General features: G+C 67.2%; 14 protein-coding genes. 7 read left to right on the top strand and 7 right to left on the bottom strand.

The window, feature by feature from the left end:
* Positions 1-22: 22 nt before the first annotated feature.
* From lpdA to LIW09_RS10195, 3 genes are all read right to left on the bottom strand, one after another.
* Positions 23-1,810: a dihydrolipoyl dehydrogenase gene (lpdA, locus tag LIW09_RS10185; RefSeq protein ID WP_256645513.1), complete on the bottom strand. Its 1,788-nt coding sequence runs from the start codon at positions 1,808-1,810 to the stop codon at positions 23-25.
* A 10-nt stretch (positions 1,811-1,820) separates the two neighbouring features.
* Positions 1,821-3,173 (bottom strand): dihydrolipoyllysine-residue acetyltransferase, encoded by a 1,353-nt coding sequence (gene aceF / locus LIW09_RS10190; RefSeq protein ID WP_256645514.1) that lies wholly within the window; start codon positions 3,171-3,173, stop codon positions 1,821-1,823.
* Positions 3,174-3,344: 171 nt separating this feature from the next.
* Entirely contained in the window at positions 3,345-4,247 is a 903-nt protein-coding gene (locus LIW09_RS10195) for a DMT family transporter (RefSeq protein WP_256647221.1), read from the bottom strand.
* Between the two features lie 49 nt (positions 4,248-4,296).
* Between LIW09_RS10195 and LIW09_RS10200 the strand changes: the two genes are divergently transcribed.
* Positions 4,297-4,779 (top strand): YajQ family cyclic di-GMP-binding protein, encoded by a 483-nt coding sequence (locus LIW09_RS10200; RefSeq protein ID WP_256645515.1) that lies wholly within the window; start codon positions 4,297-4,299, stop codon positions 4,777-4,779.
* Positions 4,780-4,828: 49 nt separating this feature from the next.
* Here the strand turns inward: LIW09_RS10200 and LIW09_RS10205 are convergent, their stop codons facing one another.
* Positions 4,829-5,533, bottom strand: coding sequence for a pseudouridine synthase (locus LIW09_RS10205; RefSeq protein ID WP_256645516.1), 705 nt, complete (start codon positions 5,531-5,533; stop codon positions 4,829-4,831).
* Positions 5,530-6,582: a class I SAM-dependent methyltransferase gene (locus LIW09_RS10210; RefSeq protein WP_256645517.1), complete on the bottom strand. Its 1,053-nt coding sequence runs from the start codon at positions 6,580-6,582 to the stop codon at positions 5,530-5,532. Before LIW09_RS10210 ends, LIW09_RS10205 begins: the two co-directional genes overlap by 4 nt.
* 62 nt (positions 6,583-6,644) lie before the next feature.
* On the opposite strand from LIW09_RS10210, the gene LIW09_RS10215 reads away from it, so the two are divergent.
* Together LIW09_RS10215 and LIW09_RS10220 are read left to right on the top strand one after the other, a co-directional pair.
* A complete protein-coding gene (locus tag LIW09_RS10215) occupies positions 6,645-6,917 on the top strand; it encodes a DUF3297 family protein (protein ID WP_256645518.1) in 273 nt (90 codons plus the stop codon).
* Positions 6,918-6,988: 71 nt separating this feature from the next.
* Complete coding sequence (locus LIW09_RS10220; RefSeq protein WP_256645519.1) at positions 6,989-7,549, top strand: DUF3016 domain-containing protein; 561 nt, start codon at positions 6,989-6,991, stop codon at positions 7,547-7,549.
* A 168-nt stretch (positions 7,550-7,717) separates the two neighbouring features.
* On the opposite strand, the gene LIW09_RS10225 is transcribed toward LIW09_RS10220, so the two are convergent.
* The gene (locus tag LIW09_RS10225; RefSeq protein WP_256645520.1) at positions 7,718-8,125 is read right to left on the bottom strand and encodes a VOC family protein; all 408 of its coding nucleotides are present in this window, start codon (positions 8,123-8,125) and stop codon (positions 7,718-7,720) included.
* A 268-nt stretch (positions 8,126-8,393) separates the two neighbouring features.
* Between LIW09_RS10225 and LIW09_RS10230 the strand changes: the two genes are divergently transcribed.
* From LIW09_RS10230 to LIW09_RS10245, 4 genes are all read left to right on the top strand, one after another.
* Positions 8,394-9,245: a DNA ligase gene (locus LIW09_RS10230; RefSeq protein WP_256645521.1), complete on the top strand. Its 852-nt coding sequence runs from the start codon at positions 8,394-8,396 to the stop codon at positions 9,243-9,245.
* Positions 9,246-9,366: 121 nt separating this feature from the next.
* A complete protein-coding gene (locus tag LIW09_RS10235) occupies positions 9,367-10,629 on the top strand; it encodes a histidine kinase (protein ID WP_256645522.1) in 1,263 nt (420 codons plus the stop codon).
* Complete coding sequence (locus tag LIW09_RS10240) at positions 10,622-11,395, top strand: LytR/AlgR family response regulator transcription factor (RefSeq protein ID WP_256645523.1); 774 nt, start codon at positions 10,622-10,624, stop codon at positions 11,393-11,395. Before LIW09_RS10235 ends, LIW09_RS10240 begins: the two co-directional genes overlap by 8 nt.
* Before the next feature lie 36 nt (positions 11,396-11,431).
* Positions 11,432-11,791: a hypothetical protein gene (locus LIW09_RS10245; RefSeq protein ID WP_256645524.1), complete on the top strand. Its 360-nt coding sequence runs from the start codon at positions 11,432-11,434 to the stop codon at positions 11,789-11,791.
* Between the two features lie 187 nt (positions 11,792-11,978).
* On the opposite strand, the gene LIW09_RS10250 is transcribed toward LIW09_RS10245, so the two are convergent.
* Entirely contained in the window at positions 11,979-12,167 is a 189-nt protein-coding gene (locus LIW09_RS10250) for a hypothetical protein (protein ID WP_256645525.1), read from the bottom strand.
* Positions 12,168-12,379 lie beyond the last annotated feature (212 nt).

A 12,379-nucleotide genomic window follows, 5' to 3' on the forward strand; every position in this document is an offset into this window, starting at 1 on the left:
CCCGCGGGCGCAGCCGGATGCATCAGCGCTTTTTCGGGATGTACAGATCGGTGATGGAGCCGTCGAACACCTCGGCCGCCATCCCTACCGACTCGCTCAAGGTCGGATGCGGATGGATGGTGTGGCCGATGTCGTCCACCTCGCAGCCCATTTCGATGGCCAGCGCGATTTCCGCGATCAACTCGCCGGCGTGCACGCCCACTATCCCGCCGCCGATCACGCGATGGCTGTCCTCGTCGAACACCAGCTTGGTGAAGCCTTCGGTGCGCGACAGGCCGATGGCGCGCCCTGATGCCGCCCACGGGAACTTGCCCACGCCGATCTTCAGCCCCTTGGCTTTCGCTTCGGCTTCGGTGACCCCGACCCAGGCGATTTCCGGATCGGTGTAGGCCACCGACGGGATCACCCGCGCCACCCATTCCTTCTTTTCGCCGGCGGCCACTTCCGCCGCCAGCTTGCCCTCGTGGGTGGCCTTGTGCGCCAGCATCGGCTGGCCGACCAGGTCGCCAATGGCGAAGATATGCGGCACGTTGGTGCGCATCTGCGCATCCACCGGGATCAGCCCGCGCTCGCCAACGCGCACGCCGGCCTTGTCGGCATCCAGCTTCGCACCGTTGGCGCTGCGCCCCACCGATACCAGCACGCGGTCGTAAAGTTTGCCATCGGGAATGCTGTCACCTTCAAACGTGCACGCAATGCCGTTTTTCTGCGCCTTGGCATCGACGACCCTGGTCTTCAGGTGCACGGCAACGCCCTGCTTCTTCAAACGATCGGCCAGCGGCCTGACCAGATCCGGGTCGGCACCGGGCATCAATTGCGGCATGAACTCGACCACCGTCACCTCGCTGCCCAGCGCGCGATAGACCGTCGCCATCTCAAGGCCGATGATGCCGCCGCCCACCACCAGCAGCTTCTTCGGCACGTCGGCAAGATTCAGCGCATCAGTGGAATCCATCAGCCGCGGGTCATCCCACGGGAACGCCGGCAGCTTCACCGGCTGCGAACCCGCCGCGATGATGCAGTTGGAGAACTTCAGCAACTGCGTCTTGCCATCGCTGCCTGCGATCTCCAGCTCGCTGGCCGAGACGAACTTCGCCGTCCCCTGCACCACGCGCACCTTGCGCTGCCTGGCCATGCCGGCCAGGCCCTTGGTGAGCTGGCCGACGACCTTGTCCTTGTACTCGCGCAGCTTGTCGATGCTGATCTTCGGCTTGCCGAAATCCACGCCGTAGTCGCTGGCGTGCGCGGCCTGGTCGATCACGTCGGCCGCGTGCAGCAGCGCCTTCGACGGGATGCAACCGACGTTGAGGCAGACGCCGCCGAGGCTGGCGTAGCGCTCGACCAGCACGGTGTCGAGGCCGAGGTCGGCGCTGCGGAACGCGGCGGTGTAGCCGCCGGGGCCGGCGCCGATCACCACCAGCGCGCACTCGAAGTCGGCCTTGCGGCCGGACGATGTGGCAGCCTGCGGCGAGGGCGAGGGCGAGGGCGAGGGCGAGGGCGCCGCCGGCTCCAGCGCAGCGACGGGCGCGACGACCTGCGGCGAGGCCGGTTTCGCTTCGGCCGGCGCTGCCGCCGTTGCCTCGAGCACGGCAATCACGGTGCCTTCCGCGACGGAATCGCCCAGCTTCACCTTCAGCGCCTTGATCACGCCATCGGCGGTTGCCGGCACTTCCATGGTGGCCTTGTCAGACTCAAGCGTAACCAGCCCCTGGTCTTTCTTCACTGCATCGCCCACCGACACCAGCAGCTCGATCACCGGCACGCTGCCGTGGCCGCCAATGTCGGGAACCTTGATTTCGATCTCAGCCATCACCGCCTCCTTACAGCATGGCCCGACGCAAGTCGGCCAGCAGTTGCCCAAGATAGCTGGTGAAGCGCGCCGCAGCCGCGCCGTCGATGACGCGATGGTCATAGCTCAGCGACAGCGGCAAGATCAGGCGCGGTTTGAATTTCTCGCCGTTCCAGACCGGCTTGGTCTCGGACTTGGACACGCCCAGGATCGCCACTTCCGGCGCATTGATGATCGGCGTGAACGCGGTGCCGCCGATGCCGCCCAGCGAGCTGATGGTGAAACAGCCGCCCTGCATCTGCTCGGGCTTGAGCTTGCCGTCGCGCGCCAGCGCGGCCAGTTCGCCCATCTCCCGGGCGATCTCCACCACGCCCTTCTGGTCGGCATCGCGCAGCACCGGCACCACCAGCCCATTCGGCGTATCCGCCGCAAAGCCGATGTGGAAATACTTCTTCAGGACCAGGTTGTCGCCGTCCAGCGACGCATTGAAGGTCGGGTACTTCTGCAACGCCGTCACGCAGGCCTTGATCAGGAATGCCAGCATGGTGACCTTGCCTGCCTTGCCGGCGGCGATGGCCTTTGCATTTTCCTGATTCAGCGCCGCGCGCAGGTCCTCCAGTTCGGTGATGTCGGCATCGTCGAACTGGGTGACGTGCGGGATCATCGCCCAGTTGCGCGCGAGGTTGGCGCCGGAAATTTTCTGGATGCGCGACAGCGGCGTGCTTTCGATTTCACCGAACTTGGCGAAATCCACCTTCGGCCACGGGATCAGACTCAGGCCGCCGCCCACGCCTGCCGCCGGCAGGGCAACGCCGCCAGACAGGGCGCCCTTGACGAAGGCCTGCACGTCCTCCTTGCCGATGCGTCCACCGCGCCCACTGCCAGTCACCTGCAGCAGGTCCACGCCCAACTCGCGCGCATACAGGCGCACCGCAGGGCTGGCATACGGCACCTTGGCCGGCAGCACCGCGTCGGCTTCGAAACGCATCGGCGGGATTCCCAGCTGGCCGGGTTCGGCCACCGGCGCGCGCGACGGAACCGGCGCGCCACTCTCGACCATCGCCACCGGGGCCACCGGAGCTGGCGCAGGCACGGGTGGCGCAGCGGTCGCTGCCGCAACCGGATCGGCTGGCGCCTCGGCTCCGGTCGCCTCGATCACCGCCACCAGCGCGCCCTCGGCCACCGTGTCGCCCAGCTTGACCTTCAGCTCCTTGATCACGCCGGCAAACGGCGACGGCACTTCCATCGTCGCCTTGTCCGATTCCAGCGTCACCAAGCCCTGATCCTTGGCCACGGTATCGCCAGGCTTGACCAGCAACTCGATGACAGGCACATCACCGTGCCCACCGATATCGGGGACGCGCGCTTCTTTCAGCTCGGCCATGGCCGGGACTCCGCAGACTGGAAAGGCCTACGTTGGCACATCCGCACGCGCACCACAAATCGCAATGCAGCAATTTCCATGTTTTACCCGGATATTTTATATATGCATCAGGAAAATCACGCGCTCGCAGCAGAATTCCACCGAGAAAACCAGGTTTTACCCCCACCGAAATCAGGGGTGCTCCGCCTCCATCGGCACGCTGCCCTTCTCGCGATGAAGCAAATACAACCCGCTGCCGATGATGATGCCGGCCCCCAGCCAGGTCATCGCATCCGGCAGCACGCCCCACAGCGCGAGATCCAGCGCCACGCCCCAGACCAGAGCGGAATATTCCAGCGGCGCGATCAGCGAGGCTTCGCCCTGGCGGAATGCTTCGGTGATGGCGTATTGACCCAGCGTGCCGACAATGCCGATGCCGGCCACGATCCAGCCATCCTCACCGCGCAACGCAACCCGCTCCGGCCATGCCAGGGCGCCCGCGCCCAGCGCCATCAATACCAGCAGCCAGCTCACCATCGCCTGATTGGAGTCGGTGCGCGCCAGCACCCGCACGGTGATCGCGGAAACCGCATACGCAACAGCCGCCAGCAGCACCGCCAACCCCGCCATCGACAACATGCCTTCGCCACTGGGGCGCAGCACCACCAGCACGCCGAGCAGGCCAACACCGATCGCGGTCCAGCGCCGCGGCCCCACGCGCTCGCCCAGAATCGGCACCGACAGCGCCGTGATCAGCAGCGGCGCCACGAAAAAAATCGAATACGCGGTGGACAGCGGCAGTCGCTTCAACGCATAGACGAAGCTGGCCATCATCATCACGCCCAACGCGCCGCGCAGCAGGTGCAGCGGCCAACGCACCCGCAGCAGCGGCCGCCAGCCCAACGTCCACAGCGCCCAGGCCAGCACCAGCGGCAGCGACGCCAGCCCGCGCAGCGCCGCCACCTGGAGTGGCGGGTAATGCGCCGACAGCAGTTTCAGCCCGGCATCCATCAACGCAAACATGCCCACTGCGGCCAGCATCAGCCAGATACCGCGATGGTGGGCACTGGAAGGCGGCGATGCGGGGTTCGGCATCGCGCCAGCATGCGGTACGCTGGTCGTTTCGTCACCCATGCCAATCGCCATGCCTTCCTTCGACATTGTTTCTGAAGTGGACACCCACGAACTGACCAACGCGGTGGATCAAGCCAACCGCGAGCTCACCACCCGGTTTGATTTCAAGGGCGTGGATGCAAAGTTCGTCCTTGACGACAGCGTGATTTCGCAATCGGCGCCCAGCGATTTCCAGTTGCAGCAGATGACCGACATCCTGCGCGCGCGGCTGATCGCACGGAAAATCGACGTGCGCTGCCTCGAATTCGGCGACGTGGAAACCAATCTGGCCGGCGCGCGCCAGAAGGTCACCGTGAAGCAGGGCATCGAACGCGAACTGGCAAAGAAACTGCAGGCAGCGATGAAGGACGCGAAGCTCAAGGTCGATTCGCAGATCAACGGTGACAAGCTGCGCGTCACCGGCAAGAAGCGCGACGACTTGCAGGCGGCGATGGCGCTGCTGCGCGCCGGCGAGTTTGGCATCCCGCTGCAGTTCGACAATTTCCGCGACTGATTCCAGATGGCGGCGATGGCCGCGCGCAGCAAGCCGCGGCGCCCGCCGATCAGCCGCCAGCAAACAGCTGGGCGCGTTCGCCCGCGTCCAGCGCGCGCCATTCGCCGGCAGGCAGCTCGCCCAGCGTCAAGCCGCCAATTCGCTCGCGATGCAATGCCTGCACATGGTTGCCGACCGCCGCGAACATCCGCCGCACCTGGTGATAGCGACCCTCGTGCAGGGTCAAGCGCGCTTGCCGCGGACCAAGCAGCGCCAGCTCCGCCGGCAGCAGCGGCGTCTTTTCCTCGTCCAGCATCAGCGTGCCGCTGGCGAAGGTCGCCACTTCGTCGCCACGCAGGTCTTCCGCCAGCGTCGCCAGGTACACCTTCGACAATTTCGATTTCGGCGCGATGATCCGGTGCAGCAGCTGGCCATCGTCGGTGAGCAGCAGCAGGCCGGAGGTGTCGCGATCCAGCCGCCCGACGGTGGACAGCACGGGGCTGCGCAGACGGAAGCGCGGAGGCAGCAGGTCGAACACGATGCGGCCGGGATCTTTCATCGAGCAGGTGTAGCCGACCGGCTTGTGCAGCATCAGCAGCAATCCCGATGGCGGGTCCAGCGGCTCGCCATCGAGCCGGATCGCGTCGTGGTCCAGCGGGTCATCGGCATACAACACCTCGCCTGCGGCATCGGTGATGCGGCCCTCGCGGAACATCCACTGCACTTCCTTGCGGCTGCCGTACCCCAGGTTGGCGATGTGCTTGACCAGCTTCATGCCTTCACCGCCTCGACGATCTTGAAGCCGCCGCCTTGCGCGACGCTGCGCACCTGCGCAAAGCCCGCGCCCAGCGCATCCTCATAGGGCAGATGGCGATTGGCGACCAGCCACAAGCGCCCACCCGATTTCAGCGCGGCGGCGGCGGCGGCGATGAACGCGCGCCCGATGTCCGGGCGGTCGCCGCGCCCCAGTGCGTGGAACGGCGGATTGCAGACGATGCCATCGAAGCGCTCCGCCACGCCGGTGGCGACATCCTGCCAATGCAGCTGCACCGGCACGCGGGCATCGGCAAGATTGGTGCGCGCCAGCGCCAGGGCGCGCGCGTCCGCTTCATACAGGTCAAGCGCCGTGACCTGCGGGCAACGGGCCAGCACCTGCATCGACAAGTACCCCCAGCCCGCACCGAAATCGGCGACGCGGCCGCGCAAATCGGCAGGAAGCGCGGCCGCCAGCATCTTTGACGCGGCATCCACCCGATCCCAGGCAAACACGCCCGGACGACTGGAAAAGCCGCCGCCCGGCACATCGCCGCTGGCGATCCGGCGCGGCACGTCCGCCTGCTGCCAGCGCGCCACCAACCCGGCATCGAAAGCAGCCCCCGGCTGGGTCCAGAACACCCGGCAGTGATATTTGCTGGTGACGCTGACGGCACCCGCCAATTGCCGGAGATCGGCTTCGCGCGATTTCGCGCCTTCATCGTTGGCGACGGCCGCAATCACCGTACCGCCCGGCGCACAGGCAGTGCAGGCGCGGGCCAACAGCGCGCGCGCCTCTTCGCGCTGGCGTGGCGGCAGGACCAATACCAAGGGATAGCCAGCGGCGGGCAGCGCGTCTTCATCGAGCAGATTGATGCCGATGCGTTCCAGCCGCTGCGCTTCCGGTTTGAACGGCTGGGTGGCAACAAACGCCTGCGCGCGCACGGCGTGCAAGGCGGCGCCTTCGCGGGCACGCAGGAACAACGCATCCGAGGCCGGCCAATGCAGCTGGCCATCAGCGAAGGGATACAGCAGGGCGTCAACGGCGTGATCGCGGGGCATCGGGTTCATGTGCGCAGTTTACCGGCGCACAGCAGGTATCCTGTCGGCTTCACGACCACAAACGCATTCCGATGACCGAACTGCAGACCCCGCCCGACCGCCTCTCCAACGACCCGCGCAGCAAATTCCACGATCCCAGCCTGCTCGAGCGCGGCATCGGCATCCGTTTCAACGGCATCGAGCGCAACAACGTGGATGAGTACTGCATCAGCGAAGGCTGGGTGCGGGTGCAGGCCGGGCGCGCGCTGGATCGGCGCGGCATGCCGATGACCATGAAGATCAAGGGCACCGTGGAAGCCTGGTTCCTGGATACCGCAGAGCAAGACAAACCCGCAAGCGAATGAGGTTCGCTGCGGTTCATCCAGCGCCGCACTTGCGGATGGATACTCGACTGCACCCCCTCAGGAGACGGCTCATGCGCACCAAGTCACTTGCCCTGTCGCTCGCACTGGCGTTGGCCACGGCCGGCTGCGCGTCCGCCGGCTCTCCCGGCATGCTGGCGGCCAATGCCCCGCGTGCCTTGCCGGTCTCCGGCCCGGTCAGCGTGGCCTGGACCGACCCGGCGCAGTTCACCGAAATCAGGGCCAGCGGCAATCGGTTTGCGGCTGAACAGGGCGAATGGCTGACCCAGCTGGCCAAGTACATGCGCAAGCAGGCCGAGAAAACCCTGCCCGCCGGCGAAACGCTGGAGCTGACCATCGTCGATATCCAGCGCGCCGGTCGCTACGAGCCGTGGCACGGCGCAGGTCGGCAGGACGTGCGTTTCATCCGCGACATCTACCCGCCGCGGCTGACGGTGCGTTTCCGCGAAGTGGATGCCAGCGGCACGCTGGTGGCCGAAGGCGAGCGCAAGATCACCGACCCGGCCTTCCTGCTCAATGCCTCGCCGATCAACGACAACGACCCGCTGCGTTACGAAAAGCGCATGATCGACAGCTGGCTGCGCCGCGACTTCAACCGCACTGCCGCGCGCTGAGAAGACGCGCAGCAGGCCCGACAGAGAAGCCGCCATTGGGCGGCTTCGTCGTTTCAGGCCGCCGCATGGGCCACGCCGCGGCTTCAGGGTCATGGCCCAGCCAGCCGGCGCCCTCGAAGCGGACGCACGCATGGCAGCGGCACGCCCCTGCGGCACGCAAGCGTTGCGTTACTGCTGCGGCACCTGCGAGGCGTCGATGTGGAACACGCCCCACTGATGGCCGTCGAGATCGACGAAGGCCCACGAGTACATGAAGCCCAGATCCTCCGGGTCATGGCCTTCGGTCGCGCCGGCCGCGATCGCCTTGCGCACCAGTTCATCCACCTCCGCCCGGCTGTCCAGCGACAGCGAGAACAGCGCTTCGGTGGCCTTGCGCGGATCGGTGATCGGCACCTTGGACAAGGTGGAGAAGAACGACTCGGCCACCAGCATCACGCTGGTGTTGTCGTTGATGACCAGCGCGGCGCCGTTGTCGCTGGTGAACTGCGGATTGAACGAGAAGCCGAGCGCTTCGAAGAAATCGACGCTGCGATCCAGATCCTTCACCGGCAAGGTGACGTAAAGGTTGCGGGGCATGGGATGTCCTTTCTGATCTAGTGAGGAATGGGCGGCTCAGCCCGACGAACGCTTCATGATGGCGGTGTTCATGCCGTGATTCGAAAATGTCAGAAGGCCTGGTCGGAGGTCAATGGCCCGGCCGCTCGTGCGCGGCATGCAGGCGGTGCGCGGGCGGGCGGCGCAGCCTGGGCTGCGGGAAACCCTGACGAAAATCCGCGCCGCGCGCCGACGGCGGCGGCATGGCGGATGCGCGAGCCTGCTGCCATCGCCCGCATCGAGTGCCGCCATGCAACCGCGTACCGCCCTGCTTGCCCTGCTGCTGTCCGCTGCCCTGCTGTCGCCGTCGCCCGTCCTCGCGGTGACGCCGCTGCCGGCGCCGATGTTGGCGACCCGCTTCCATGGCACCAGCGACATCGCCAGTTGGCTGGTCAGTGAAAAGCTCGACGGCGTCCGCGGCCGCTGGGACGGCCAGCGGCTGCTGACCCGCAACGGCGACCCCATCGAAGCCCCCGGCTGGTTCACCGCCGGCTGGCCGGCGCAGGCCATCGAGGGCGAGCTGTGGATCGGACGCGGCCGATTCCAGCAGATCAGCGATCTGGTGCGCGCGCTGCGCCCGGACGCGTCTGCGTGGAAGAGCGTGCGCTTCATGGCATTCGACCTGCCCGGCGACGCCGGCGTGTTCGCGCAGCGGGCGCAGCGCCTGCGGGCGATGGTGACGCAGGCAAATGCACCGACGTTGCGGGCCATTGCGCAGACCCGCATGGCCGATCGCGCTGCACTCGATGCGTATCTGCACGCAGTGAACGTCGCAGGCGGCGAAGGCCTGATGCTGCAGCGCGCAAGCGCCCGCTATCGTGGCGGGCGCAGCGACGACCTGCTCAAGTACAAGCTCGCCAACGATGCCGAGGCCCGCGTGGTCGGCTACCGTCCCGGCCAAGGCAAATACGCCGGCTTGGTCGGCGCACTGCTGGTGGAAGACGCCCACGGCCGCCGCTTCGCCCTGGGCAGCGGCCTGTCCGACGCCGATCGCTCGCATCCGCCACGCCCCGGCCAGTGGGTCACCTTCCGCTACAACGGCCTGACCGCCAAGGGCACGCCGCGCTTCGCCCGCTACCTGCGCGTTCGCGCTGACGCTTGAGCGCGGCGCTCACGGCAGGCTGTGCCGGCTTCGTCGCCGCTGCCCCGGCTTCGTCGCATGCGCGCTTCCGCGGAGGCGGCGCGCGGCTATCCTCGCCGCACTCTTCCACCTGAAGCCGCGCATGTTCAAACGACTGTTCTTCCTGCTGCGCATCATCACCGCTTGGGGCGTGGCAGTCATGCTGGTGGTCGCGCTGTACGCCAGCCTGCCGCTGATCGGCCAGTTCTCGGCCCCGGCAGTCCTGTTCGGGTTCGGCACCATCGGGCTGGTGATCGCCGGCGCGTTCTCGCATTTGCACCGCGTCCGCCTGGTCGCCGGTCGCGTGGACAACGAGACGCTGGACAACCGCCAGAAGCGCTTCATCGAGATCCCGCTGGAGGCCGGCGAGGCCTTCGACCTGGTCGATGCCGCGATCCGCGAGCTGCCCGGCGTGGAAGGCGTGCGCAGCGCGCGCGACAGCCTGCAGGTGCGGGCGAAGATCGCGCGGCCGCAGCTGTACGGCGAACCGCCGCTGCGGCGCTGGAACCCGCTGCTGTGGTTCGCGCCCGATTACAACCAATTGCAGGCCACGGTGACCCCGGCCGGCGACAGCGGCCGCGTCACCCTGATCTGCGAACCGGAAAGCCCGGCGTGGAGCGACTGGTTCCTGGTCGACGACGGCACCAACTTCGAGAACGCCGAGGCCATCGCCCGCGCAATCACCCGCCGCATCGGCGAGCGCCGCCGCTTTGATCAGGCCAGCGCCGCGCAGACCGCCACCGAAAAGGAACTCACCGAGGCCAAGCTGCACCTGCTGCACGCGCAGGTCGAACCGCACTTCCTCTACAACACCTTGGCCAGCGCGCAATTGCTCACCCGCAGCGACCCGGCCCGCGCCGAGGCGATGCTGGGCCACCTGATCCAGTACCTGCGCCGCTCGCTGCCCAGTGCAGAGGACGACATGTCCACGCTCGGCATCGAGCTGGAACGCGCGCTGGCCTATCTGGAAATCCTGAAGATCCGCATGGGCGACCGCCTCTGCGTGGAAGTCGACGTGCCCGAGCCCCTGCGCGGCACGCCGATGCCGGCGATGATGCTGCAGACGCTGGTGGAAAATGCGATCAAGCACGGCCTGGAGCCGCGCACCGGTGGCGGGACGGTGTGGATTCGCGCTCGCGGAGACGCTGCAGAGGTGGCGATCACGGTTGCCGACAATGGCGAAGGCTTCCATGCCAAGACCAGCGGCACCGGCATCGGCCTGAAGAACGTGCGCGAACGGCTGCGCCTGCGCTACAACGGTGACGCCAATTTGAGCGTGATCGCCAATTTCCCGGCTGGCGTGGCGGCAACCATCACCGTGCCTGCCGCAGTGGCCAGCCTTGCCAAAGGGGTATCGAATGGCTGAGCTCCGTACCTGCATCGTTGCCGAGGACGAAGCCCTGCTGCGGCAGGCACTGGTGGCCGAACTCCAGCGCGCCTGGCCGGCATTGCAGGTCGTGGCCGAGTGCGAGGACGGCGCCAGCGCGGTGGAAGCGCTGGCCGAGCACCGGCCCGACGTCGCCTTCCTGGACATCCGCATGCCCGGCCTGACCGGCCTGGACGTGGCGCGGGTCGCCGCCGACGCCAGCCCGCGCACCCAGATCGTGTTCGTCACCGCCTACGATCAATACGCCATCGACGCCTTCGAACACGGCGCCGTCGATTACCTGCTCAAGCCGGTCAAGCCCGAGCGGCTGGCCACCACCATCGACCGCCTGCAGGCGCGCGACACATTGCCGGATGCCGCCGCATTGGCGGCGCTGCTGGACCGGCTGGCCGCGCTGCCGAAGCAGGCCGGGGCGGTGGAGCCGCTGACCTGGCTGACCGCCAGCGCCGGCCGCGAGACCAGGCTGATCCTGGTGGATGACGTGGCCTATTTCCGCGCCGACCAGAAATACACCACGGTGGTCACCGCCGAAGGCGAGGCGTTGCTGCGCAGCTCACTGCGCGAATTGCTGCCGCGGTTGGACGGCAACACGTTCAAGCAGATCCATCGCGGCACCATCGTCAACCTGAAGGCCATCGCCGGCATCGTCCGCGACGACGCCGGGCGCGGCACGGTGCGGCTCAGGCAGCGCCCGGAAACGCTCACCGTCAGCCAGCCGTTCATGGCCCTGTTCAAGCATATGTGATTGCCCCGCAGCCCCTTTTTCGAGACGAGGCTTACGATGTCCAGACTGATTGCCCTGCTGCACTTCCTGCTGGCCATGTCCGGCTGCTCGCTGGATGGCACCACGTGGACCCACCATCTGCAATCCGGGCAAGCGTCGCTGGACAGCAAGGCGCGCGTGCAGGACGGGGTTGCCCGATTCGAATGCCTGGGCAGCAGCAGCGGGGCCTGCCATTACACGCTGTATCCCGATGCCTGCCACGGCCTGGCCGACTGCCATCTGGCACCGTTGCAGCAATTCGTCGTGGCCCCTGGCGACAGCCGCCAGGTGGCCGGCTTGCGCGATTTCCGCCCCTGCGTCGCGATCGACGACACGCCGCTCGGGCCTGACTGCCAGCCGAAGGCCTCCACCCGCTGAGCGCCGGGCGCGTGGCTGCGCGCAGCCTCGGCGCATGCGCCACTGTGCCTGCGCGCGCCGGGCGGCATTTCAAACGCCGGCGGCGTGACGGCCTTGCCGGCCTGGCATTGCGGCGATCTTCCCGACCCTGCCCGTTGCCGCGGAGCGGATCCACGCGACCGCGCGACGGGAGGTTTCCGCGCCCGCCTCAGCGGCAGCGGAAAAAACTGGCGGTACTGGTGATGTAGCTGGGGTTGTGGACATAGCCGCTGCTGCGGCCATAGCCGATCCCGAAATCACGTTCGTGGCGGATGCGCGGTTGGAACTCGCGCGTTTCCATCTGGCGTGGGGCCTTGCGGCGGTCACTGGGGGTGCGCGTCGGATGCTGGCTGGACATGAACGTCTCCTGTCTTGGTGTGTTGGTAATGTAATACACCAACACCCATGCCACATGGGCAAGAAGTCATGCCTCCCCGGGCAACTTGGCATCCGTTCAGCTTGCCCAGCGCGCCGGCAGCCGGTCCTCGCATCGCCGCGCCACTGTCATTGGAATGGGCACGGATTGCCCGGCCAGCCACAAAAAAGGCGGCCCTGCGGCCGCCTTCCTGC

Origin of the sequence: Thermomonas paludicola (assembly GCF_024498955.1) — a bacterium.
GTDB lineage: Bacteria > Pseudomonadota > Gammaproteobacteria > Xanthomonadales > Xanthomonadaceae > Thermomonas > Thermomonas paludicola.